Annotated in this window: 23 protein-coding genes and 1 pseudogene; 23 read left to right on the top strand and 1 reads right to left on the bottom strand. The window is 44.7% G+C overall.

Annotated features, from left to right (window positions below; all coding sequences use genetic code 11):
- The first annotated feature begins 83 nt into the window (after positions 1-83).
- The 11 genes and pseudogenes from MHH86_RS18930 to MHH86_RS18880 all read left to right on the top strand — a co-directional run bounded on the left by MHH86_RS18930 (position 84) and on the right by MHH86_RS18880 (position 9,584).
- Positions 84-374: a hypothetical protein gene (locus tag MHH86_RS18930; RefSeq protein WP_051491579.1), complete on the top strand. Its 291-nt coding sequence runs from the start codon at positions 84-86 to the stop codon at positions 372-374.
- Positions 375-521: 147 nt separating this feature from the next.
- The gene (gene rplS / locus MHH86_RS18925) at positions 522-866 is read left to right on the top strand and encodes a 50S ribosomal protein L19 (RefSeq protein ID WP_036688590.1); all 345 of its coding nucleotides are present in this window, start codon (positions 522-524) and stop codon (positions 864-866) included.
- 298 nt (positions 867-1,164) lie between these two features.
- Complete coding sequence (lepB, locus tag MHH86_RS18920) at positions 1,165-1,773, top strand: signal peptidase I (protein WP_036688589.1); 609 nt, start codon at positions 1,165-1,167, stop codon at positions 1,771-1,773.
- 29 nt (positions 1,774-1,802) lie between these two features.
- Complete coding sequence (gene ylqF, locus MHH86_RS18915) at positions 1,803-2,663, top strand: ribosome biogenesis GTPase YlqF (RefSeq protein WP_036688587.1); 861 nt, start codon at positions 1,803-1,805, stop codon at positions 2,661-2,663.
- Between the two features lie 176 nt (positions 2,664-2,839).
- Positions 2,840-3,451: a ribonuclease HII gene (locus MHH86_RS18910; RefSeq protein WP_076179938.1), complete on the top strand. Its 612-nt coding sequence runs from the start codon at positions 2,840-2,842 to the stop codon at positions 3,449-3,451.
- 118 nt (positions 3,452-3,569) lie between these two features.
- Positions 3,570-5,759, top strand: coding sequence for a flagellar hook-length control protein FliK (locus tag MHH86_RS18905; protein WP_036688585.1), 2,190 nt, complete (start codon positions 3,570-3,572; stop codon positions 5,757-5,759).
- Entirely contained in the window at positions 5,756-6,058 is a 303-nt protein-coding gene (locus MHH86_RS18900) for an EscU/YscU/HrcU family type III secretion system export apparatus switch protein (protein WP_036688584.1), read from the top strand. Before MHH86_RS18905 ends, MHH86_RS18900 begins: the two co-directional genes overlap by 4 nt.
- The gene (locus MHH86_RS18895) at positions 6,055-6,441 is read left to right on the top strand and encodes a YraN family protein (protein ID WP_036688582.1); all 387 of its coding nucleotides are present in this window, start codon (positions 6,055-6,057) and stop codon (positions 6,439-6,441) included. The genes MHH86_RS18900 and MHH86_RS18895 overlap by 4 nt, the downstream gene beginning before the upstream one ends.
- 154 nt (positions 6,442-6,595) lie before the next feature.
- The gene (locus MHH86_RS18890) at positions 6,596-7,012 is read left to right on the top strand and encodes a hypothetical protein (protein ID WP_051491578.1); all 417 of its coding nucleotides are present in this window, start codon (positions 6,596-6,598) and stop codon (positions 7,010-7,012) included.
- A gap of 174 nt (positions 7,013-7,186) precedes the next feature.
- Positions 7,187-7,696: a metallophosphoesterase gene (locus MHH86_RS18885; protein WP_036688580.1), complete on the top strand. Its 510-nt coding sequence runs from the start codon at positions 7,187-7,189 to the stop codon at positions 7,694-7,696.
- 209 nt (positions 7,697-7,905) lie between these two features.
- Positions 7,906-9,584, top strand: a pseudogene (locus MHH86_RS18880) (YifB family Mg chelatase-like AAA ATPase).
- Positions 9,585-9,953: 369 nt separating this feature from the next.
- On the opposite strand, the gene MHH86_RS18875 reads toward MHH86_RS18880, so the two are convergent.
- Positions 9,954-10,382: an organic hydroperoxide resistance protein gene (locus MHH86_RS18875; protein ID WP_036688575.1), complete on the bottom strand. Its 429-nt coding sequence runs from the start codon at positions 10,380-10,382 to the stop codon at positions 9,954-9,956.
- A 142-nt stretch (positions 10,383-10,524) separates the two neighbouring features.
- Between MHH86_RS18875 and MHH86_RS18870 the strand changes: the two genes are divergently transcribed.
- The 12 genes from MHH86_RS18870 (at position 10,525) to fliF (ending at position 23,596) form a co-directional block, all read left to right on the top strand.
- A complete protein-coding gene (locus tag MHH86_RS18870) occupies positions 10,525-11,013 on the top strand; it encodes a MarR family transcriptional regulator (RefSeq protein ID WP_235219564.1) in 489 nt (162 codons plus the stop codon).
- A gap of 352 nt (positions 11,014-11,365) precedes the next feature.
- Positions 11,366-12,526 carry an ADP-forming succinate--CoA ligase subunit beta gene (sucC, locus tag MHH86_RS18865; RefSeq protein ID WP_036688573.1) on the top strand — a complete coding sequence of 387 codons (1,161 nt, stop codon included), beginning with the start codon at positions 11,366-11,368 and terminating at the stop codon, positions 12,524-12,526.
- Positions 12,527-12,588: 62 nt separating this feature from the next.
- Positions 12,589-13,518 (top strand): succinate--CoA ligase subunit alpha, encoded by a 930-nt coding sequence (gene sucD, locus MHH86_RS18860; protein WP_036688571.1) that lies wholly within the window; start codon positions 12,589-12,591, stop codon positions 13,516-13,518.
- A gap of 223 nt (positions 13,519-13,741) precedes the next feature.
- Entirely contained in the window at positions 13,742-14,860 is a 1,119-nt protein-coding gene (gene dprA / locus MHH86_RS18855; protein ID WP_036688568.1) for a DNA-processing protein DprA, read from the top strand.
- Between the two features lie 36 nt (positions 14,861-14,896).
- The gene (topA, locus tag MHH86_RS18850; protein WP_036688567.1) at positions 14,897-16,996 is read left to right on the top strand and encodes a type I DNA topoisomerase; all 2,100 of its coding nucleotides are present in this window, start codon (positions 14,897-14,899) and stop codon (positions 16,994-16,996) included.
- 8 nt (positions 16,997-17,004) lie between these two features.
- Positions 17,005-18,387, top strand: coding sequence for an FADH(2)-oxidizing methylenetetrahydrofolate--tRNA-(uracil(54)-C(5))-methyltransferase TrmFO (trmFO, locus tag MHH86_RS18845; protein ID WP_076100371.1), 1,383 nt, complete (start codon positions 17,005-17,007; stop codon positions 18,385-18,387).
- Positions 18,388-18,404: 17 nt separating this feature from the next.
- On the top strand, positions 18,405-18,947 hold the full coding sequence (gene hslV / locus MHH86_RS18840; protein WP_036688562.1) for an ATP-dependent protease subunit HslV: 543 nt from the start codon (positions 18,405-18,407) through the stop codon (positions 18,945-18,947).
- Between the two features lie 33 nt (positions 18,948-18,980).
- Positions 18,981-20,381, top strand: a complete 1,401-nt coding sequence (gene hslU / locus MHH86_RS18835) for an ATP-dependent protease ATPase subunit HslU (RefSeq protein ID WP_036688559.1) — start codon at positions 18,981-18,983, stop codon at positions 20,379-20,381.
- A 388-nt stretch (positions 20,382-20,769) separates the two neighbouring features.
- Positions 20,770-21,177, top strand: a complete 408-nt coding sequence (flgB, locus tag MHH86_RS18830) for a flagellar basal body rod protein FlgB (RefSeq protein WP_036688558.1) — start codon at positions 20,770-20,772, stop codon at positions 21,175-21,177.
- A gap of 6 nt (positions 21,178-21,183) precedes the next feature.
- Entirely contained in the window at positions 21,184-21,630 is a 447-nt protein-coding gene (gene flgC, locus MHH86_RS18825; protein ID WP_036688555.1) for a flagellar basal body rod protein FlgC, read from the top strand.
- A gap of 33 nt (positions 21,631-21,663) precedes the next feature.
- Positions 21,664-21,975: a flagellar hook-basal body complex protein FliE gene (gene fliE, locus MHH86_RS18820; protein ID WP_036688553.1), complete on the top strand. Its 312-nt coding sequence runs from the start codon at positions 21,664-21,666 to the stop codon at positions 21,973-21,975.
- A 34-nt stretch (positions 21,976-22,009) separates the two neighbouring features.
- Positions 22,010-23,596 (top strand): flagellar basal-body MS-ring/collar protein FliF, encoded by a 1,587-nt coding sequence (gene fliF, locus MHH86_RS18815; protein WP_036688552.1) that lies wholly within the window; start codon positions 22,010-22,012, stop codon positions 23,594-23,596.

The following is a 23,596-nucleotide window of genomic DNA, read 5'->3' as shown; positions in this document are numbered from 1 at the left end:
ATAGACCGTTGCCTTACTTGCATCACAGGGCGGTCTTTTTATTTTCTTACCTCAAGTAAATCATGAAGAGCGGAGGGAGCCAGATGAAATATGTAGTTATTTTGCTTGTCTTGCTAGCGCTGGGTGTTGGGTATTATATCGTTCAGAAAAAGAAAACAAGCAGCTCAAGCGATCCTTTGCGCACGACTAGCAGTAATGTGATCTCAATGGATAGTCATCGCAAAGCCAAACAGAGTCCAGGGGAGCAACCTTGCTCTTCTTGCAAGAAGAAGAATGGGAAGTTGATCTTCTATGCTCAAGACAATGGAACCGTGGTCGGCTTGTGTAAAGACTGCCAGTCTAAGGCAAAAAAAAGAGATATGTTACCGTTATAAAATAGAAAAATAAGTTGTATTAGCCCGTCCTTTATGATATTATTAACTCTGTTGTGTGGAATACGGTGGTCCGCTGCGGATAATGAGGGAGAGCTCAGATCTCTCCGGAAGAGGCAAGAACACCTGTACGGAAGGAGGAAGTCCTTAATGAATATCCTACAAGCTATTACGCAAGAGCAACTTCGTAAAGATATCCCTAGTTTTCGTCCGGGTGACACTTTGAAGGTGCATGTAAAAGTTATCGAGGGAACTCGTGAGCGTATCCAGTTGTTCGAAGGCGTTGTAATCAAACGTCGTGGCGGTGGAATCAGTGAGACTTTTACGGTTCGTAAAATTTCTTACGGTGTTGGTGTGGAAAGAACATTCCCAATCAACTCGCCTAAACTCGAAAAAATCGAAGTGGCTCGTCGTGGTAAAGTGCGTCGTGCTAAGCTTTATTACCTTCGTGAACTACGTGGTAAAGCAGCGAGAATTAAAGAAATTCGTCGCTAGAATAGTGACAGAGGAGAGGGGCTTGAGTTCAAGCCCCTTTCGCTTTATTTTTTTTTGAAAATATAAGAAAAGCATAAGTTTTACGTTATACAGTATTCTTATATTTCTCGCATAAACGCATACCGTCCTTAAAAGGACGCTGAGGGCGTTTTAGCTTGGTATACAATGCGTGTGACATATACGCTTGGGGATAAGCTTCTCCGAAAAGGCCTCCTGAAGGAGTATCTGTGGAGGGGTTTTTGGCAGGAGTTTTTTTGTGTTGTATAGTAAGAGTAGTATTAAGAGAGGACGGTGAACTATGCAGCAGGAACAAAGCGAAACTTTGGAATCAAGCGAGCAGAACCCACGTAAACAGAAAAATGAAGTGCTGGAATGGGTCAAGGCCATTGCGATTGCTTTAGTTCTGGTTATACTGATTCGCTGGCTTTTATTCAAGCCTTTTATTGTAGATGGACCTTCCATGCAGCCTAATTTCCATACGGGAGAACGTGTTATCGTTAATGAAATTTTATACGATATAAGATCTCCGCAGCGGGGTGAGGTTATTGTATTCCACGTGCCATCTGAAGGCAGAGATTTTATTAAACGTGTAATTGGTGTGGCTGGAGATACTGTGAAAGTAGAAGGAGATGTAGTTACAGTTAACGGTGAGGTTGTTAACGAGACTTACATCCAAGGCGCTATTGATGCTGCGCATAGTAACAACGCTCTGTATAATAATAAAGATTTCCCAAATGAAAAATTCACGGATGGTACTGTACCAGAAGGACATATTTTCGTTATGGGGGATAATCGCTCGGATAGTACAGACAGCCGGATGATTGGCTATGTGCCGCTGGGTGATATTGTGGGTCGTGCAGATTTAATCTTCTGGCCGATAAAAGATATTACACTGATTAACCATTAAGTTGACAGAAGTCAAAGGAGGTGACGGCAATGGCCATTCATTGGTTTCCTGGTCATATGACGAAGGCTAGGCGGCAAATCGAGGATAAGCTGAAGCTGATTGATGTTGTTATAGAGTTGCTCGATTCCCGTCTGCCGCTTTCCAGCCGCAATCCGATGATTGACGATATTTTGCGGGACAAGCCGAGATTAATTATTTTGAACAAAGCGGATCTGGCGGATCCGGAAATTACTCGGAAGTGGCTGGCGTACTTTAAGGAACAAGGGCATGTTGCCCATCCTGTGGACGCATCTACTGGAACAGGCGTTAAGGAGATTCCGGAGCAGGTCAAGTTGCTGTTGAAGGAAAAGATTGATCGGCAGATCGCAAGGGGAATGAACCCACGAGCTATGCGCGCATTGATCGTCGGTATTCCTAACGTCGGTAAATCAACGCTGATTAATCGAATGGCTGGTAAGAGTATCGCTGCTACGGGTGATCGCCCGGGGGTTACTAAGGGCCAGCAGTGGATTAAAACAGGAGGTAATCTGGAGCTTCTGGATACTCCTGGTATCTTATGGCCGAAGTTTGAGGATCAAGACGTGGGTTACCGCTTGGCCGTGACGGGTGCGATCAAAGAAGAAATCCTGAACATTGAGGACATTGCTTTTTATGCAGTGAAGTATTTGGTCAAGGATTATGGTTCCAGATTTCAAGAGCGTTTTGGTATTGAGAAGCTTCCTGAGGATCTTGAGAACCCTGATGAGATCGTTGCAGTTATGGAAGCCGTGGGTCGCAAACGCGGTTGTCTGATTAGCGGTGGACGTGTTGATCTGGAAAAAGCTTCACGTGCTTTGCTGCATGAGCTGCGGGCAGGTAAGCTTGGTCGTTTTACGCTGGAAACACCTTAAAGGCGTTTAAATGAATGGGTATGGAAGAGCCATCCGGAAATTTTCGGGGGCTCTTTTTTTGCTGATTTGGATGGTTATTTGTACATGACCATGTGGGCTTTACTATGGTAAGCTGACTTATGTAGTTTATAGAATAATTTATAATTGGCGGTGACAGATTCGTGAGTACGATAGATATGTTGAGTTATGAAAAAGAGGGCTGGGAACAGTCTTATCGCCGTATAGCCGGCGTAGATGAAGTAGGCAGAGGTTGTTTGTTTGGGGATGTTGTTGCAGCAGCGGTGATTTTGCCGGAAGGGCTTATTATTGATGGCGTCAACGACTCTAAAAAGCTTACAGCGAAAAAAAGAGATGCCTTATTCGAGATTATTATGGAGCAGGCGATAGCTATTGGTGTAGGTTATGTGGATTCCCACATGATTGATGAAATTAATATTAAACAGGCTTCTCGTCTGGCGATGAAAAAAGCGGTAGAAGGTCTTAGTCATACTCCGGACTATATGTTAATCGATGCTGAAAAAGTTGATCTTCCGTTGCCGCAGCAGGCGATCATAAAAGGGGATGCTAACAGCCAGTCTATTGCGGCAGCTTCGATTATAGCTAAAGTAACAAGAGATAGACTGTGTGAAGGGGTGTGGGAGGAATTATACCCTGATTATGGGATTGCGATACATAAAGGTTATGCGACCAAGCTTCACAGGGAACAAATTACGGCGTTAGGTCCGACACCTATGCATCGGCGCAGCTTTATTGGGAAGATTCTTGCTGAACAGCAAACCCTTTTTTAGAAATATCAGAATATAAAAGACGCCAAAGGCGTTTAAGCTTGGATAAATTCACCGCTCAAAAAAGTCGGATTAATACCGATATAGTAAGAAGAGAGTAAATGGAGGGAGGAGAAACGGTATGAATATCGGAACATTGATCCGTGGATTGCTCGGGGATAATAAACCGGGAGCAGCCAAGTCTTTGGAATTGAAGGAAGGGCAGGTTGTACGTGGTGTTGTATTGTCTGTATCGGATTCGGGAAAAGAAGCCGTTGTGCAGATTCAAGGTACACCTGTTCGTGCGGAGTTGGAAACACCACTACTGCCAGGAGAGACCCTGAACTTACAGGTTGGAGCACCCGGAGAAGGCGGATTGCCCGTATTGAAGCCGGTCTCCCTCGGCGAAACGGTATTAGCCACCCCGCAAAACATGGGCGAGGCATTGGAATCGCTTGGGCTTACTGACTCCAAAGCGGGTCGGGAAATTGTGTTGGCGATGCAGTCGGGTGGTATTCCGCTTACCAAAGAGACAGCGGCGATTCTGGATGCTGTAATGAGTGCGAAACCTGCGGGCGTGCCGACCTCAGAATGGCTTGATGCAGCTGTCATTTCTGTAAAGCGGGGCTTGCCGGTTACCCCTGAAAGTGTGAAAGGATTGCAGCAGGCGGTTTTTGGTCCGCAGCTTCATCAGCTTTTGTCAGCGCTCGAAGAACAGATTACGATTTGGGCAGGTCAAGTCGCCGGTGAAGAAACAACAACAGCCGAAGCTAAACCTGGAATGGGTACCCCGACCGGAAAGCTGAATGCTCCTGTAACGACAGGTACGGGCGCTGTGATTAACGGGGAAGTGGTATCAGCAGGTGATGCTGATGCGGAAATGGACCAGGTATCGATTAAAGGAACTGGACAACCTGTAAGTAAACCTGCTGAAGGTAGTGCTGGTGTTACTACTACAAGCGGAAGTGCTGCTGCAACAGGAGGGGCAACGGGAGCCGGAGTTATTTCTGATGAACCAATAATTCCTTTGAATTTAGTGAAATCAGAAATATCAGGAAGTGCAGCTGCAAGTACAGCTGAAACTCCTGAGAATGAAACCGGTATTGTAACTGCCAAGCCAGTGGTCCCCGAAGAGGCTGGTGAGGTAGTTCAGCTCTCGAAGAGTGGAAATACTGGTGAACCTTTGACTGGGAAAATAACTTCTACGCTTGCTTCAGGAACTCAGAGTAGTGCTGCTAACACGCAAGGGGACGGAATTGTAAGCAATCAAAATAGTTCTAATCAGAGCGAAACTCATGGCAATGAAATGAGTCTAAATAAAGATAGAGCGCAGGGTAGTATCAGTGGCGCGAATACAAGCGCCACTGGATCAGCTGGTGCAGATAGCCAAGCTGCTGCGGGAAGCCAAGCTGGTGCAGCAAGCCAAGCTGCTGCGCCTAGCGGGGCTGCCCTGCTCGCGAAGCTGCAGGGCGTGCTCACCGAGTTGCGCGGCAGCATGCCGCAGCTCGCGAACGTCCCGCCCGCTGAGGCGGCGGGACAAGAACCTGCCCCCGCGCCGGCAGCGCCGCGCGGGGAGACCACGGCTGCTGCGGCTTCGCCGGTGCAGCCAGACACCGCCCCACCCGCGGATGCGGAGTCGTGGGTGGGGCGGGTGTTGAAGCTGCTCGGTGCGGAGCACGAGCAGCAGGCCGTGCGCGGCGGCGCTTTGCCGGCCGCGGAGACGGCGCGAGCGGCAGCGGGGACAGCTGCAGCCGCGCTAGGCAGTGTCGGCGGGGAGCAAGCTGCGGACACGTTGAAGGGCGTGCTGCTGCAGCTTATGAGCAGCAGCGAGGTGCCGCCCGCGGTAAAAGATGCCGCGAGCGGGCTAGTGCAGCAGCTGACAGGCCAACAGCTGCTGCTGAATACAGATCGGACTGCTCCCTTCGCGCAGGTTACATTGTTCTTGCCGCTGCAAGGTCCAGATGGGCAGGAAACTGCATCGGTTCATATCCAGTCCAGGCGGGGCCGCAAAGGGGAGTTGGATGCAGCTAACTGTCGATTGTGGTTCGATTTGGACATGAAGCAGCTAGGGCAGACATTGGTAGATGTGCAGGTTGTAGATCGAATCGTTAGTCTTAAGCTTCATAATGATCATCCGTGGGTGCTTGAGCTGCTGGAGACGCGGCGTGAAGATATAAAAACTGCGGTAGAATCCATCGGTTATCAATTATCAGGTTTAAGAACCGAACCCTTGCCAGAATTGAATTTGCCTAAAGAGCTTGCTGGCTCCAATACTAATAAGTTTGTTGATTATGTTCCTGAGGCTTACAAAGGAGTGGATTACCGTATATGAATGAGCCTGTACAGACAATTTCACAAGGGCTCAAAAAAGCGGTCGCTCTCAAATATAGTCCCGGACAAAACGAGGCTCCTGTCGTAGTAGCCAAGGGACAAGGCGCGATAGCAGACCTTATTCTGCAAAAGGCTAAGGAGAGCGGGGTTGCTGTTCAGGAAGATGCAGCCCTCGTGGAGGTGCTTTCAAAGCTTGATCTGGACCAACAGATTCCGTCTGAGCTCTATCAGCTGGTGGCGGAAATCCTCAGCTTTGTGTATCAGAGCGATCGTTCCGCTGGTGAACGGGGACAAGAATGAAAGAGCCATATGCAAGAAAATACTATAACCGCAAAGAGAAAGGAGCTGCTGCAGAGAACGGAGCTGTGCAGTACCTATCTTCTAGCGGGTATATGATATTGGAACGGAATTGGCGTTGTCGTACTGGAGAGCTTGATATCATTGCGGAGCGTGAAGACTGTATTGTTGTTGTCGAAGTTCGTAGCCGCAGTGGAGAGCTGCTTCAGGGAACTCCAGAAGAATCGGTGAATGCTCGCAAAATAAACCAGGTTCGGAGTACAACACAGGTTTATTTGCATATGAAGGGTTATGAGGAACGGCGGGTTTCTTTTGATGTAATTAGCGTCTTGTTAAATGACGATCTTAGCCTAGCTTCACTTAGTCATATTCGCGAGGCGTTTTAAGAGTAACTCTATTTCCTCATGCGATTCTTTATGAATTTGCTGCTGTTCTGATAAAAAAGTCTTTACATACCTTCCGCACTGTGGGTCATTTCTCAAAAGAAATGGGTAAACATTAGGAGTAACTTTTTAATGTCATCATGAGGAGGGCTGTCTAGTGAAGAATAAACCTTCTGAAATGCAGGTTAGTTTTACATGCCAATATTGCCAGCAGAAGATTGAAGTGAAATTTAAAGCAGAGCCAATATCTGTCGTCTGTTGCGATAATTGCAATAAGACCTTCACGGTAATGCGGCCCACTATAGCGGAGGAAATATTAATAGATTGGGAAAATGAAGCGTTATTTCAAAAAATCCGGGCTGAAAAGTCGCAAAACAGCAATAGCAGTCTCTTAGCGCTTGTAATTAGAGTTATTGAACTGCTTACATGGCGTGACAAAGGCAATGGACAGGTGGAAGCGATCAAGGAGATGCGTGGCTGGCTCATTGACAATGAGGAGGCGCCTCCTTTAGCTGAACTGATTCAGAGTGATGTTAATAAACGTTCGAGTAAGCGGCGCGACTGGGAAAAGTAACATTAACAATAAAGAGGTATTCCGTCATCGCCTCATGACATAGAATGATACGTATAATTTCGTGAGAAATTAGGCGGAAAAGTCCTCGGGGCTCCGAATTTCCTAGGGTTTATGGGTAGTCGGAGCTTTTTTCATACATACTGTCATTAGAATAGGAACAAAAGGAGGGTGCACATGGCTAAGGTTTTTTTCACATCAGATCATCATTTTGGGCATAAGTTGATCATTGATTTTGAATCCAGACCCTTCAACGATGTAGAGCAAATGAATGAAGTTATGATTGAAAGTTGGAATTCGGTAGTGAATCCGGACGACAAAGTATTTCATTTGGGAGACTTTTCTTTTCTGAATAAGGAGGCAACTCGTGCGATTGTGGCCAGACTGCATGGATACAAAATCCTGATCCTTGGCAATCATGATCGCGGCCGCAGCCGAAGTTGGTGGCTTGAGGCAGGTTTTGATGAGGTTAGTGAATATCCTTTGATTTATAAGGATTTCTTTTTCCTCTCACATGAGCCTATGTACATGAATAAACATATGCCTTACGTAAATGTGCACGGCCATATTCATGGGCAAAAATATGAGGGAAACAATCATTTTAACATTTGTGTAGAGCATTGGAACTATAAACCGTTGACTTTTGAGCAGATTAGGGACTCGGTCGTAGTTAAAGAAGGGGATTGATGTAGGTCTTTAGAGATGTGCTTTCGCTTTTATGTAAAACTTGAATTTCTTATTCTAAAGATAAATTGCTCACAGATTGCGTTAGGACACAACTTCTATAATGTACTTAACAGCTAATATATATATTTGGAAAATAAGGAAGCACCTTTTTTCTTGAAGCTATGACACCCCAAATTAGGGTGTAATTCAGGAGATGAGGTGTTTTTATTATGTATGGGAAAATGTTTAGCGCGTGTCTGTATGGGATTGAAGGGGTAATGATCGGTGTGGAAATCGATCTTGCAAATGGACTGCCGCAGACGAATATCATTGGCTTACCAGATTCAGCGATTCGCGAGGCTGTTGAACGAGTTAGGGCTGCCGTTAAAAATTGCGGTTACCGCTATCCACAGCAGCGTATTACGATCAATCTTGCTCCAGCTGACCTGCGTAAAGAAGGTTCCGCTTTTGATCTAGCGATTGCTTTAGGGATACTGATAACTAGTGGCCAGTTGATTATGCCTTCAGCTCAAGAGATGCTTTTGATTGGAGAGCTTGCGCTCGACGGCAGTCTGCGTCCGGTTTCGGGTGTGCTGCCGATGGTTGAAGCAGCGCGTAAAAGCGGGTTTAAAGCCGTTCTGCTCCCGCAAGGCAATGCGGCAGAAGCCGCTTTAATCAGTGGCATGAATGTTTATACCATCGACCATTTGCAAGCGTTAGCGAATGCTGCTGAATCTGTGGCTAGCTTTGGTCCGATTATAGATAAGCTAGTTCCTCTAGTAGAATCTGAAGGATCACCACTTCCTTTTCCTGTATCCGTGAGTATGGGGACGGGGGCAAAAGAACAACCTCCGGTGCTTGTTCTTTCTGTAGAGCATCTCAAATATAACCCTAAATATTCTGATTCTGAGGCTGCTTCTTCCGAAGCGAATGAAATAATGGATGATTACAGTGATGTGCTTGGACAGCAACATGTGAAAAGAGCACTAACTATCGCGGCTGCAGGGATGCATAATATTATGCTCATCGGCCCACCTGGCACAGGCAAAACGATGCTGATCAAACGCCTTCCCAGTATCCTTCCACAATTGTCGGACAGTGAGGCACTTGAGGTAACCAAAATTTTTAGTGCGGCTGGAAATTTGAAGGATGCACACAACGGTTTGCTGCGAAGTCGTCCATTTCGTTCTCCACACCACACGATATCTTCTGCCGGATTAATTGGAGGGGGCGGTATTCCCAAGCCAGGTGAGGTAAGTCTTGCGCATCGAGGTATTCTGTTTCTGGATGAATTGCCTGAATTCTCCCGGAATGTGCTTGAAGTGCTGCGACAGCCACTCGAAGATGGGGTGGTTACTATAAGTCGTGCCCGGGCTTCCTTTACTTTTCCTGCCAAATTCATGCTCGCTGCATCGATGAATCCGTGCAGCTGCGGCTTTTTTGGAAGCGGTATCTCCCAGCAAAATTGTACCTGTAGTCCATCAAGGATTGCCCAATATCGAGCCAAAATATCCGGTCCATTATTGGATCGGATCGACTTACAGGTTGATGTTCCCCGCCCGAAGGAATGGAATCGGCAGGGGCATGTTTTATCGTCAGCAGATATGCGTGCGGAGGTGTTGGCTGCTCAGGCCATCCAAGCTAAACGTTACAAACGACTGGCGATTTCATGGAACAGTGAACTTTCCGGTGCTTCCCTTCGGAAATATGCAAGCCTAAACCGAGAGAGTGCTCAAATGCTGTATGATATTTTGGAGAATTTAGGCTAAGCATGCGAGCGCATGATCGGATTATTAAGCTATCCCGTACCATAGCTGATCTGGAGGGTGCACAGGATATTTCTTCTGCACATCTCGCGGAAGCTGTGCAATACCGTAATCTGGATCGACAGGTATTAGCGGAGGAATAAAGATAAAAGAGCAGCGATTCCCGTTAATGAGAATCGCTGCTCTATACTATGGACCGGTAGTGACGAGCACCGCCGAACCATTATTATGCTCTGATGCTTATGGAACGGACCTAGAGGACGTTGTTTGCAAGTTTTTAGCCCTTGGAGCGTAGATTCGGACGCTGGAGACGCTATTCCTTCGGAAGAAGGTTATATTGGGTGGTTTTCCTTCCAATAGCTGCTATGAGGTCCGATAACATCCCAAATATGGGATTAAGTTGCGTTTAAGATCAACTGTGTCCGTTAGCGACTTCGAATGTGAAATGCCACGTATTCAAACGAAGGTTAGATCGTTTAGCAAATTTCACATACATTTTTCTCTATAATTTCTTACAGTACATTCAGTTCTACTTCGATATTGCCACGAGTGGCACGGGAGTAAGGACATGCGCCATGGGCAGCTTCTACCAAAGATGCTGCGGTTTCTCTGTCAACGCCTTTAACCAGCACGTCAAGCTTAACCGCAATGCCGAATCCGCCATCTTCAACTTTACCAAAGCTTACAGTAGCCGTAACTTCACTGCCTTCAATCTTCACTTTTCCAAGACGAGCAACCATGTTCAGAGCACTGTCAAAACAAGCGGAGTAACCAGCTGCGAATAATTGTTCAGGATTAGTGCCTTCACCTCCGGCACCCCCCATTTCACGTGGTGTACTGATCGTAAGGTTGAGTTTAGGGCTTTCTGATTCTATATAACCGTTTCTTCCCCCAACGGCTTTAACTGTGGTTTCATACATCTTTTGTTGAATTGTCATCATAATAAATCTCTCCTATTCATAAATTAGTTTGTGTACAATCTAATTTATCACAATTAATATAAAAGTCAAATTAATTTTTTGCTATTATTATGATATATGAGGGAATTATGATAAAATAAAGAGATAAGGCGGGTGAATAAATATGAAAATGAGTGAAGAAGATATGCAGAAAATGACTACAACCCCAGAGCTGCTGATCGAGAATCAGCTCTGTTTTACCATTTATGCTTGCTCGCGTGAGATTACAAAGCTGTACCAACCGTATTTGGATAAGATTGGTTTAACTTACTCCCAATACTTAGTAATGCTTGTGTTATGGGAACGGCAGCAATGTACAGTGAAAGAGATTGGTGAGGCGTTATTTTTGGATTCAGGCACGCTGACTCCGCTATTGAAACGCTTGCAAGCTGCAGGCCTAATTATACGTGAACGCTCGATGCAGGATGAGCGAAAGGTATTAATCTCACTAACGAAACAAGGCTGGGCACTTCAAAGTGATGCCGTGTGTATTCCCGGCAAAATGATGGAAGAAACGACACTGACAAATAATGAATCCATAGAGCTACTTGATCAGTTTAAAGACTTACTGAATCGTGTTCACGAAGCTAATATCCAAGATAGTAAAAAGTAAGCGTAGTAAGGAGTCAATGCGATCGTTCGCATTCCGGCATGAAATCAAGCGAAAAAATGTGTACAAATCATGAATATATTTAAGGTAAGCGTTTTAAAAACATGTTACACTATTCTGGGTTCCTTTGTATGGCGTATAGGTAAATATAAGCTTAGTCTTATAGATTTACACAATGTCTCTTGCAGAAATAATGCCATTCTTTTTACGAGTGGTAGATCAGTTTCTGCTGGTTCCGGAATAGTGCTGCATGTATAACATCAGCCTATCCCTAACCCCGCGGCAATCAAAACGGAAAGCGAGATGACAACAGGCTGCCTGTTTAGTCACCACGCTACTTTAGGAGGCTACCGCTATGAATATCCACGAGTATCAGGGAAAAGAAGTGCTTAAGAAGTACGGTGTAGCCGTACCGAATGGAAAAGTAGCTTATACAGTGGAGGAAGCGGTAGAAGCCGCAGAGTCACTGAGCACACCAGTTGTTGTAGTTAAAGCTCAGATTCACGCAGGTGGACGCGGTAAAGCTGGAGGAGTAAAGGTTGCTAAGAATATCGATGAGGTGCGTAGTTACGCAACTGAGATTCTGGGCAAGACTCTAGTAACTCACCAGACTGGACCGGAGGGTAAGGTAGTAAAAAGACTGCTCATTGAAGAGGGTTGTCAAATTGTTAAGGAGTATTACATTGGTATCGTAGTTGACAGAGGTACTGGCCGAGTGGTCATGATGGCTTCTGAAGAAGGCGGTACTGAGATTGAAGAAGTAGCTGCAACACATCCGGAGAAAATTTTTAAAGAGATCATTGATCCGGCAGTGGGTTTGCAGACTTTCCAGGCGCGTAAGCTGGCTTATAGTATCTCTATTCCTTATGAGCTGGTAGGCAAAACTGTGAAATTCATGCAAGCGCTATATTTAGCTTTCGTGGATAAAGATTGCTCTATTGCCGAAATTAACCCATTGGTAGTGACTGCGGATGGGAATGTGATGGCACTGGATGCCAAACTGAATTTTGATTCCAACGCCTTGTTCCGTCATAAAGATATTCTAGAGCTGCGGGATTTGGATGAAGAGGATTTAAAGGAAATCGAAGCCTCGAAGTATGACCTTAGTTACATTGCACTTGATGGCAATATTGGGTGCATGGTAAACGGCGCAGGTCTCGCGATGGCCACTATGGATATTATTAAGTATTATGGAGGCGAACCCGCCAACTTCCTGGATGTAGGGGGCGGTGCAACGACCGAGAAAGTAACAGAAGCCTTTAAAATCATTTTATCGGATGAAAAGGTGAACGGAATTTTTGTTAACATTTTCGGTGGTATTATGCGCTGTGATGTTATCGCTAACGGTGTTGTAGAAGCGGCTAGTCAACTGGGTTTGACTAAACCGCTGGTTGTGCGTCTTGAGGGAACAAATGTTGGATTGGGCAAGCAGATTTTGGCTGGATCGGGACTTAATATTGTTGCTGCTGATTCTATGGCGGACGGTGCCCGTAAGATTGTGTCTCTTGTGCAATAATGGCCTGATTTAGGAAGCCAGTTATCGTATTTGACAATATAAGTAGGGATGTGACTTAAGGCATGAGCATTCTTGTAGATAAAAATACGAAAGTTATCACGCAGGGAATTACAGGATCAACGGGTTTGTTCCATACTAAAGGTGCGCTGGATTATGGAACACAGATGGTTGGAGGGGTAACACCGGGTAAAGGTGGAACATCTGTCAACATCACGCTTGAAAATGGCAGTGAGGTTAGCCTTCCGGTATTCGATACTGTTGTAGCTGCTAAGGCGGCTACAGGCGCAACCGCTAGTGTAATCTATGTACCGCCAGCATTTGCAGCAGACTCCATAATGGAAGCCGTGGACGCAGAACTCGACCTGGTGATTTGTATTACCGAAGGGATTCCAGTGCTTGATATGGTAAAAGTGTCCCGTTATATGGAGGGGCGCTCTACTGTATTGATCGGACCCAACTGTCCGGGAGTTATCACTCCTGGTGAGTGCAAAATAGGAATTATGCCGGGTTATATTCATATGCCAGGGTATGTAGGTGTTGTCTCGCGCAGCGGAACTCTAACCTATGAGGCTGTTCATCAGCTGACCACGCGTGGAATCGGGCAATCTTCAGCTGTAGGTATTGGCGGAGACCCTGTTAAAGGCTCAGAGTTTATTGATATTCTGAAGCTTTTTAATGAGGATCCGGGTACAAAGGCAGTCATCATGATTGGTGAAATTGGCGGAACCGCAGAGGAAGAAGCAGCAGAGTGGATTCGTGAGCATATGACTAAGCCTGTTGTAGGGTTTATTGGCGGTGCTACTGCCCCTCCTGGCAAACGTATGGGGCATGCGGGTGCTATTATTTCCGGAGGCAAGGGCACAGCGAGTGAGAAAATTGCCGTACTTGAATCGTGCGGAATCAAGGTTGCTCCTACACCTGCCGAAATGGGCTCAACGCTAGTAAGTGTGCTCGAAGAACGCGGTATTCTTAGCGCTTTTACAACGCATTAATTATTTTATTTAATTGAAGGAATTCACTCTACGCGAGTGGGCTTCTTTCGTGTATAATTATTTCAGAGGTAAGCAACCTTTTGTTCCTATCCAAGGGATAAAAGGTTGCTTTTTTGTTTTTTAACATAGAAAAATATTGAATTACAAGAAAATATTGCATTCCTCTAATTCATGTTACAAAATAGGGAAGGCTAACCCTTCCATTAAAGGAGAGTAAGCTTATATGGAAGAAAAAGATCTGCTGTTTGGTTTTAATGAAGTGGAGGGGATTGGCTGGAAGAGTATCGACAAGATTCGCAGAGCCGGCTTAATGTCAGAACGAGCATTTTCCTGTAGTGCAAAAGATTGGGAAACGATCGGATTGAACGGAAAGCTGTCGAATTATCTTGCTTCCATATATACATTAGAATGGATTGCCAAAAGGCGCTTATTAATGGAAGAATGTGCAGTGAAGATGGTAACTGTGTTTGATGCGGCTTATCCTGTTTTGTTGAAGGAGACGTTACAGCCACCGTGGATCCTTTATTATCGAGGGCGTTTGGAACTGTTATCAACTCCTAGTGTGGCGATGGTTGGCACTCGTGTGCCAACAGCTTATGGACGAAAGGTAGGGGAGATTCTCGCGGAGGAGCTTAGTGCAGCAGGTCTAACGGTGGTTAGCGGACTTGCGAGGGGGATCGATAGCATTTGTCATGAAGCGGCGCTAAGAAGCGGTGGAGGGACCATAGCGGTAGTGGCAACAGGGTTGGATAAAGTCTATCCAACTGAGAATATTGAACTGGAGCGGCGTATTTCTCAGGAAGGGCTTGTCATTACAGAGTATCCTCTTGGAACTAAAAGTCATCCTGGATTATTTCCACAGCGTAATCGGATCATAGCAGGTTTATCACGGGGGACAGTGGTCGTGGAGGCTGACAGTCGCAGTGGATCACTTATTACAGCCGATGCTGCCTTGGAAGCTGGGAGGGATGTCTTCGCAGTTCCCGGACCTATTACATCACCTAAGAGCAGAGGGGCGTTAGAGCTTATCAAGCAGGGGGCAAAGCTGGTAACCAGTGGATTAGATATTATAGAAGAATATACTTCTTATTTGCCGACAAACGTAATAAAAACAGGGAATAATAGCACTACCGAACAGACAGCAGACGACTTTATGATTGAAAAGAAATTGACAAATGAGGAGTCTCACCTATACCATATACTGCATCAAGGCCCTTTTATATTGGACGATCTGCTTGTAAGAACAGGATGGGATTTTGGACATTTGCATTCAGTTCTGTTATCTTTAATCATAAAAAAAGCGGTAACACAATTACCAGGAGCTATTTATAAGGTAATTTAATATAGAGGTGCGAGTGTTAACGAGGAGGAAGAGTCTATGGCAGATGCATTAGTTATTGTCGAGTCGCCTGCAAAAGCGAAGACAATTGGCAAATATCTAGGTAGTAAATATATTGTAAAGGCATCAATGGGACATATTAGAGATCTACCGAAGAGTCAAATTGGTGTTGAGGTGGAGAATGATTTCAGTCCCAAATATATTACTATCCGCGGTAAGGGATCTATATTGAAGGAATTGAAAGACGCTAGTAAAAAAGTTAAAAAAGTTTATCTCGCAGCTGACCCCGACCGCGAAGGGGAAGCAATTGCTTGGCATTTGGCGCATGCGCTGGATTTAGATAATACACAAGAATGCAGAGTTGTTTTTAATGAGATCACCAAACAAGCGGTAAAAGATGCTTTTAAGACACCGCGTAAGATTAATATGGATCTCGTGAATGCACAGCAGGCTAGACGTATTTTGGATCGACTGGTAGGGTACAAGATTAGCCCTCTATTATGGAAGAAAGTCAAAAAAGGTTTATCTGCTGGACGTGTACAATCCGTTGCCGTGAAGATCATTATGGATCGTGAGAATGAAATCTCCGCTTTTGTACCCACCGAATATTGGAGCATAACAGCGAAGCTTGGAATCCGGGATTCCGTCTTTGAAGCTAAGTTTCATAAGCTGAATGGTGTGAAAAAAGAACTGAACCAGGAAAGTGATGTTCAGGAGGTTCTTGAAGCCATTAAGAACGCATCTTTTAAGGTGAGTGATGTGAAGGAGAAGGAAAGACAACGTCATCCTTCGGCTCCTTTTACCACCAGCTCCCTACAACAGGAAGCAGCCCGTAAGCTTGGATTCCGTGCCGCTAAGACAATGTCTGTTGCACAGCAGCTATACGAAGGTGTGGAACTCGGTAAAGAAGGTACCGTAGGTTTGATCACTTATATGCGTACTGACTCCACGCGTCTCTCTGTCACCGCTCAGGATGAAGCTAAAGAGCTTATAACAGCTAAGTATGGTGAGAAGTTCTTGCCAGAATCCCCACGGCAGTATTCTAAAAAGGCAGCTGGAGCACAGGAAGCGCATGAAGCGATTCGTCCTACCTCGGCATTACGCGAACCTGAAATGGTCAAAGAGTTCTTGAGCCGTGATCAATTCCGTCTCTACAAGCTAGTGTGGGAGCGATTCGTATCAAGTCAGATGTCTTCTGCCCTGCTGGATACGCTTTCGGTCGATATTGCTGCAGGTACTGCTACATTCAGAGCTGTTGGTTCGAAGGTTTCATTCCCCGGGTTCATGAAGGTTTACGTAGAAGGCAACGATGACGGAACTACAGATGAAGACAAGTATTTGCCGCCGCTTCAAGCGGGAGATGCTTTAAATAAGCAGGAGATCGAGCCTAAACAGCACTTTACACAACCGCCTCCACGATATACGGAAGCAAGACTTGTAAAGACGCTTGAGGAGCTGGGTATAGGCCGTCCAAGTACATATGCCCCAACGCTGGAAACCATCCAGAAGCGTGGTTATGTGGCTATTGAAGAGAAAAAATTCATGCCAACCGAACTTGGCGAGCTTGTTATAGAGCAGATGGAGCAATTTTTTCCGGAAATCCTAAACGTTGAATTCACCGCGAACATGGAAGGGGATCTTGACCATGTGGAAGAGGGCTCAGAAGACTGGGTAAAGGTTCTTGCAGAGTTTTACGAATCGTTTGAGAAGCGTTTGGTATTCGCGGAAGAAGAGATGAAAGAAATTGAGATTGAAGATGAAGTCTCTGATGAGATCTGTGAGAAATGCGGCAAACCTCTCGTGTATAAGCTGGGTCGCTTTGGGAAATTCCTAGCATGCTCTGGCTTTCCGGATTGCCGAAACACGAAACCGATTATCAAGGATATTGGCGTAACTTGCCCTAAATGTCATGAAGGTAAGGTTGTGGAGCGACGCAGCAAAAAAGGGCGTGTTTTCTATGGCTGCGATCAGTACCCTGGTTGTGATTTCGTTTCATGGGATAGACCTTCTATAAAACCATGTCCATCATGTGGATCTTGGATGATTGAGAAACGTAATAAGCAAGGAACCAAGCTACAATGTACATCTTGTGATCATACAGAGGCGGTTCTAGACAACGAAGAAGAATTAGCAGATTAATAGTCTCTATGGGAGGAAAAAAGACAGTGTCAGATACAGCAAAAGTAACAGTAATTGGAGCGGGTCTCGCAGGAAGCGAAGCCGCTTGGCAAATAGCATCACTAGGAGTTCCGGTAAGATTATATGAGATGAGACCTGTAGTAAAGACGCCAGCCCATCACACGAATCAATTTGCTGAACTGGTATGCAGTAACTCCCTGCGTGCGAATGGATTAGGAAATGCTGTAGGTGTATTGAAGGAAGAAATGCGACGTTTGAACTCTCTTGTATTAGGTGCTGCTGACCGACACGCGGTACCCGCAGGAGGAGCACTTGCCGTAGATCGGGACGGATTCTCAGGTGAGATCACCCATACTTTGCATAATCATCCGCTCGTGGAAGTCATAAATGAAGAACTTACGCATATACCGGAGGAAGGGATTGTTGTTATTGCAACGGGCCCACTAACTTCACCGGCATTATCTGCTGAAATAAAAGGGCTGCTGGGTGAAGAGTATTTCTACTTCTATGATGCAGCAGCACCGATTGTTGAGAAAGACACCATTGATATGAACAAGGTGTATTTGGCTTCCCGTTATGATAAGGGAGAAGCGGCTTATCTGAACTGTCCGATGACAGAAGAGGAGTTCGACGTGTTTTATGATGCGTTGATTTCTGCTGAGACAGCAGCACTCAAGGATTTTGAGAAAGAGATATACTTTGAGGGCTGTATGCCTATTGAAATCATGATGAAACGCGGCAAGCAAACAGCGTTATTTGGTCCAATGAAGCCAGTAGGACTTATCAATCCGCATACAGGTAAACTTCCTTACGCGGTTGTGCAACTCCGTCAGGATAACGCTGCCGGCACACTTTACAATCTTGTTGGTTTTCAGACCCATTTGAAATGGGGCGAGCAGAAGCGTGTATTCTCGCTGATCCCTGGTCTTGAGAATGCTGAATATGTTCGTTATGGTGTGATGCACAGAAATACATTTATTAATTCTCCTAAGCTTCTGCACCCTACCTATCAGATGAAAGGCAAGGAAAGACTCTTTTTTGCTGGACAGATGACAGGTGTAGAAGGTTATGTTGAATCAGCTGCTTCCGGGCTCATAGCTGGTATTAATGCTGCACGGGCAGCACTCGGTCAGGAAGGACTGATCTTCCCGCAGGATACTGTTCTAGGCAGCATGCCAGCTTATATTACTTCTGCCGATCCAGAGCATTTTCAGCCTATGAATGCCAATTTCGGTCTGTTGCCGAAGGTAGAGAAGAAGATCCGCAATAAGAAGGAAAAGAATGAAATGTTAGCTCATCGCGCTCTGGACAGTCTTGCCGAGTATGCCAACCGTACAGGACTCGCTTATTCGGAGCCGGAGGTTGTCGATAGCGAACAAAGCCCATCTTAAGGAGGTAACTTACAATCATGGTACCCAGCTTTCATGCGACTACAATTTGTGCGGTAAGACATAACGGACAGGCAGCTATAGCAGGTGATGGACAGGTTACATTCGGAGAGAGTGTTATTATGAAGACGACGGCCAGAAAAGTCCGTCGCCTGTACAGAGGACAAGTAATAGCAGGCTTTGCGGGATCCGTTGCGGATGCTATTACCCTATTCGAAAAATTCGAGGGCAAGCTGGAGGAGCATCATGGGAACCTGCAGCGGGCTGCAGTTGAATTAGCGAAGGATTGGCGTCAAGATCGTATTCTTCGGAAGCTTGAAGCTTTGATGATTGTTATGGATAAGGAAGGAATGCTCCTGATCTCCGGAAATGGTGAAATTATCGAACCGGATGATGACGTTCTTGCGATTGGTTCCGGTGGTAATTTTGCGCTGGCTTCAGGTCGAGCACTCAAACGTCATGCACCCAATCTTTCCGCTGCGGATATTGCTAGAGAATCGCTTCAGGTAGCTTCTGAAATTTGTGTGTACACTAATTCCAACATTATTGTTGAACAATTATAGACTCAGTGCCATAGAGACAAGGAGGAATTCACGATGGTGAATCAATCGCTTACACCCCGTCAAATTGTAGCCGAATTGGATAAATATATCGTAGGTCAGAAGCAAGCCAAGAAATCGGTAGCCGTTGCGCTTCGTAATCGGTATCGGCGCAGTCTGCTAGCAGAGGAACTGCGTGATGAAGTCGTTCCTAAGAACATCTTGATGATCGGACCTACAGGTGTGGGAAAGACAGAAATCGCCCGGCGTCTAGCAAAGCTTGTTAATGCACCGTTCATCAAAGTGGAGGCCACTAAATTTACTGAAGTCGGTTATGTAGGTCGAGATGTGGAATCTATGGTTCGTGATCTGGTAGAGACTTCTATTCGTATGGTGAAGCTTGAGCGTACGGAGAAGGTTAAGGATCGTGCGGAAGAACTGGCTAATGAGCGGATTGTTTCTATTTTAGTCCCTTCCTCTTCCAAAAATAAATCACAAAAGAATCCTTTCGAGATGATTTTTGGAGGGAATTCTGCCCAAGAGGACTCTAAAGAAGACGCTGAGCAGGATGGAAGCCTAAGTGAACGCCGCCGTGGGGTTAGATTTAAGCTGTTAGCTGGTCAGCTGGAAGATGACATCATTGAAATTGATGTTGAGGATACAGCGCCAACTATGATGGATATGTTTGCAGGTCAAGGAAATGACCAGATGGGTATGAATATGCAAGAGATGTTCGGCAGTTTGCTGCCTAAGCGGACGAAGAAACGTAAGCTTCCTATTCGGGAAGCGCGCAAGGTACTCATTCAGGATGAGGCGGCCAAGCTGATAGATATGGATGATGTGATCCAGGAATCCGTGACTCGGGCTGAACAATCAGGCATTATTTTTATTGATGAAATCGATAAAGTAGCGAGTCAGGGAAAAGGGTCTGGACCGGATGTGTCGCGTGAAGGCGTGCAACGGGATATTTTGCCGATTGTAGAGGGCTCGACCATTATGACGAAATACGGTCCTGTGAAGACAGACTATGTACTCTTTATGGCTGCCGGAGCTTTCCATATTGCTAAGCCTTCAGATTTGATTCCAGAACTTCAAGGTCGTTTTCCGATTCGCGTAGAGCTGAGTAGTCTAACGTTAGAGGATTTCGTTTCTATTTTGACGGAACCAGAGAATGCTTTAACTAAACAATATGTGAATCTGCTTAAAACAGAAAATTTAGAAGTGGAATTCCAGAAGGATGCTATACATGAGATCGCCAAAATAGCGGCTTCAGTGAATCAAAATATGGAGAATATAGGTGCACGGCGTCTTCATACTATTTTGGAGAAGCTGTTAGAGGATCTTTCTTTTGAAGCACCTGAGCTGACTTTAGAAAAAATGGTTATTACCCCGGAGTATGTGCGCGAGAAATTGGCAAGTATAGCTCAGGATCGTGATTTAAGTCAGTATATTCTTTAAAGCGACAAAAAAACAAAAAATCTATGTATTTTGAATTTGGGCATAACGGATTAGATAAATTACAAATTGGTGTCGTGAAAACGTAAAATTATGTCAAAACATGCAATTAAAAAGAAAAAAATGAGTTTAAAATGTAAATAAATAGTAATAAAGTGCTAAAAGCCCTGTCTTTTCTAAAAAGATAGGGCTTATTTCTTATTGTAATAATATACAAATTAAATGAAAATCAATGTATGTGAAAATGCTAAGTGTTATTCATTGCGACAGCGTTCGACGGAATACCGTAAATTTAGAGTATTTTTTTCTTTATTTGTCGAAAGCAAGCAGGTTTTTTGATGGAAGTTGTGGAATTCTTTTCATTATGATAGCTTTGAAAGGAGGAATTGTCTTGGGATTGCTGAATAGTGTCAGTTTTCAACGATTGCAGGGAGGCATTGATGCTGCCTATAAACGACAAAATGCTCTAGCAAATAATGTGGCTAATCAAGATACGCCCAATTTCAAACGTTCTGATGTTTCATTCGAAAGTATCCTGCAACAACAGGAAAGTGGAATCCAATCTACACTTAGAGCGAAAGTTTCGGATACCCGGCATTATCAATTTGGCAGCAACACAATTGTTCCCGCTGCTGTTGAAAATACTGATGAAACTACCTCTATGAACAATAACGACAACAATGTGGATGTAGATCGCGAAATGGCGTTAAGCGCAGAGAATCAGCTTAGGTATAGTTCTTATGTTGAACAGATTAACAGTCAGATTTCGATGATGCGAGCCGTAATTCAAGGAGGATAAGAGAGTATGAACTTTGGAAGTAGTTTTGGGATCAGCGCATCTGCATTAACGGCTCAACGGTTGCGGATGGATGTAATTTCTTCCAACGTAGCCAATGCTGAAACTACAAGAGCATCCGTGGTGGATGGCAAGGCTGTTCCTTACCGACGTAAGTTGGTTGTTTTGGAAACGAACGAAAGTAATAAATTCTCGAATATACTAAATTCGAAAATGAATAATAGCAATGAAGGGGTTAAGGTGCAGTCGATCATAGAAGACACTTCACCATTGAAGCCGGTATACAATCCGAGCCATCCCGATGCGGATGCTGAAGGATATGTCTATATGCCAAACGTAGACATTACCAAAGAAATGGTTGATATGTTATCTGCATCACGCTCTTATGATGCCAATGTTACGATGCTTAATGCATCCAAAGCTATGGTAAGCAAGGCACTCGAAATTGGTAGATAAATGAATGTTAATTAACTTAAGGGGGGGAAACAGTTGATACAGAATATATCTAATGGGGTTCAGGCTGTACAGCAGCTTGCAATGAAACCGACATCTTCCGAAGTTTCATCCACTCCTGCTAATTCGATGGAGAGCTTTGGCTCTTATCTTGAGGATGCGCTCAATAAAGTGGCTGATCAGGAACAACAAGCTAAGGATATGAGTAATAAATTTGTATTGGGAGAAGTGAACATTGACGAAGTGATGATTTCTTCCCAACAGGCTCTACTGAGTTTACAGTTGACTACACAAGTCCGGAACAAAGTGATTGAAGCCTATCAAGAAATTATGAGAACTCAAATATAATAAATCCTAGCTTAGTTTCGGATGGGGTGACACTGTGAATGAAAGATTTGCCCAATATCGGGAGAAGGTTCTCTTGTATTGGAACAGATTTAGTGGTAAACAGAAGATTTTATTCTTTTCAACATTGTTTATCATTCTAATAATAATCGTAGTTATGACCATGCAGCTTTCAAAAACAGAATATGAAGTAGCATTTCAAGATTTGGACAGTACGGATTCGGCTGGAGTAATGAAGGCCTTAGATTCAGCAGGTGTTTCATACCGATTAAGTCAAGATGGAAAGAGTATTTCTGTACCTAGTACAGAAGCAGCTCGGGTCAAGGTGGATATCGGTTCTCAGGGGATTGTTCAAGGTGGCTCTATCGGATATAAAGTCTTTGACGAAAATTCGTCAATGATAGGTACAACAGATAGCGAGTTTAACGTGAAGTACAATAATGCATTAAACGGTGAAGTTGAACAGTTAATGAGACGTATGCAAGGGATTAAAGATGCAAAAGTGCTGATTAATTTGCCTAAAGAGACAGTTTTTGCCTCACAGGCTGATCAGGAGCAGGCATCTGCATCCGTTGTGCTTTCATTTGATTCAGGATTTAGACCTACCCAAGACAATATTGACGGGTATTTCAATCTTGTGAAAACTGCTGTGCCTAATTTACCAATTGACAACATTACCATTGCAAATAATGAAATTGAATTAATGCCAACAGCTAAAGGTGGACAGGCTGGTGTCACAAACCAAGTTGAAGAAAACTTCGCTCTTCAGAAGAAATTCGAAGAAGAAGTAAAGAAAAATGTGAAACAATTCCTTAGCACTCTTACCGGTCCTGATAAAGTGGATGTTCTTGTGTTCTCAAAGTTGAACTTTGACAAGGAAAACCGGAAGGAAGATCTTGTTACCCCTGTGGATACAGAGAACATGAGGGGGATTGAGATCAGTTCACAAATAATTAGTAATTCGTATTCGGGTCAAGGTAACACGACTGGCGGAGTGGCTGGCACTGGTTCTCAAGATGTTACGGGCTATCCTTCTAATGCGGGTGCGGATACTTCTACCTCGGAGGAATCTTCGGAAACGAGGAACTTCGAAGTTAACCGAATTACTAAAGATGTTATTGCTAGTCCGTATACTGTTAAAGACTTAACCATAAATGTTGCAGTTGAACCACCTTCAGGAGAAAAAAGTTTAGATGATGCAACATCAGCTGCAATTCAAAATATTTTGGTGAATATTGTTCGCGCTTCTCTTGCAGATTCAGGTACTACATATACAGACGCTGATTTGACCAAAAAGGTTTCGGTCTACTCGCAACAATTTGGTGGCACCGATGCCAACACCGTTAAAGGTGGTCTCGCTTCTTGGATGATATGGGCTATCGGAGCAGCAGCATTGCTGGTTGGAGCAGGTGGAGGATATCTAATCTACCGGAGTCGTAAACAGACTGTGGAAGAGGAAGATGAAGACATTCCATTGCAGGTTCCTACTGAATTTCCTTCTATTAACTTGGAGAGCGTGACGAATGAAAGTCAAGTTCGTAAGCAATTGGAAAGTTTGGCCAAGAAGAAGCCAGACGAATTCGTAAATCTGCTGCGTACATGGCTTGCAGACGAACAGAGGTGA

The organism is Paenibacillus sp. FSL F4-0097, from assembly GCF_038593125.1.
Taxonomy (GTDB): domain Bacteria; phylum Bacillota; class Bacilli; order Paenibacillales; family Paenibacillaceae; genus Paenibacillus_AQ; species Paenibacillus_AQ odorifer.
The sequence above is the reverse complement of the archived record's forward strand: the minus strand, read 5'-3'. Positions and strand labels throughout refer to the sequence as shown.

What these genes read in the sequence shown, in the direction of transcription:
- MHH86_RS18930 (WP_051491579.1), top strand. Translation starts at nt 84, where the DNA reads ATGAAATATGTAGTTATTTTGCTTGTCTTGCTAGCGCTGGGTGTTGGG.
- rplS (WP_036688590.1), top strand. Translation starts at nt 522, where the DNA reads ATGAATATCCTACAAGCTATTACGCAAGAGCAACTTCGTAAAGATATC.
- lepB (WP_036688589.1), top strand. Translation starts at nt 1,165, where the DNA reads ATGCAGCAGGAACAAAGCGAAACTTTGGAATCAAGCGAGCAGAACCCA.
- ylqF (WP_036688587.1), top strand. Translation starts at nt 1,803, where the DNA reads ATGGCCATTCATTGGTTTCCTGGTCATATGACGAAGGCTAGGCGGCAA.
- MHH86_RS18910 (WP_076179938.1), top strand. Translation starts at nt 2,840, where the DNA reads ATGTTGAGTTATGAAAAAGAGGGCTGGGAACAGTCTTATCGCCGTATA.
- MHH86_RS18905 (WP_036688585.1), top strand. Translation starts at nt 3,570, where the DNA reads ATGAATATCGGAACATTGATCCGTGGATTGCTCGGGGATAATAAACCG.
- MHH86_RS18900 (WP_036688584.1), top strand. Translation starts at nt 5,756, where the DNA reads ATGAATGAGCCTGTACAGACAATTTCACAAGGGCTCAAAAAAGCGGTC.
- MHH86_RS18895 (WP_036688582.1), top strand. Translation starts at nt 6,055, where the DNA reads ATGAAAGAGCCATATGCAAGAAAATACTATAACCGCAAAGAGAAAGGA.
- MHH86_RS18885 (WP_036688580.1), top strand. Translation starts at nt 7,187, where the DNA reads ATGGCTAAGGTTTTTTTCACATCAGATCATCATTTTGGGCATAAGTTG.
- MHH86_RS18875 (WP_036688575.1), bottom strand. Translation starts at nt 10,382, where the DNA reads ATGATGACAATTCAACAAAAGATGTATGAAACCACAGTTAAAGCCGTT.
- MHH86_RS18870 (WP_235219564.1), top strand. Translation starts at nt 10,525, where the DNA reads ATGAAAATGAGTGAAGAAGATATGCAGAAAATGACTACAACCCCAGAG.
- sucC (WP_036688573.1), top strand. Translation starts at nt 11,366, where the DNA reads ATGAATATCCACGAGTATCAGGGAAAAGAAGTGCTTAAGAAGTACGGT.
- sucD (WP_036688571.1), top strand. Translation starts at nt 12,589, where the DNA reads ATGAGCATTCTTGTAGATAAAAATACGAAAGTTATCACGCAGGGAATT.
- dprA (WP_036688568.1), top strand. Translation starts at nt 13,742, where the DNA reads ATGGAAGAAAAAGATCTGCTGTTTGGTTTTAATGAAGTGGAGGGGATT.
- topA (WP_036688567.1), top strand. Translation starts at nt 14,897, where the DNA reads ATGGCAGATGCATTAGTTATTGTCGAGTCGCCTGCAAAAGCGAAGACA.
- trmFO (WP_076100371.1), top strand. Translation starts at nt 17,005, where the DNA reads ATGGGAGGAAAAAAGACAGTGTCAGATACAGCAAAAGTAACAGTAATT.
- hslV (WP_036688562.1), top strand. Translation starts at nt 18,405, where the DNA reads ATGGTACCCAGCTTTCATGCGACTACAATTTGTGCGGTAAGACATAAC.
- hslU (WP_036688559.1), top strand. Translation starts at nt 18,981, where the DNA reads ATGGTGAATCAATCGCTTACACCCCGTCAAATTGTAGCCGAATTGGAT.
- flgC (WP_036688555.1), top strand. Translation starts at nt 21,184, where the DNA reads ATGAACTTTGGAAGTAGTTTTGGGATCAGCGCATCTGCATTAACGGCT.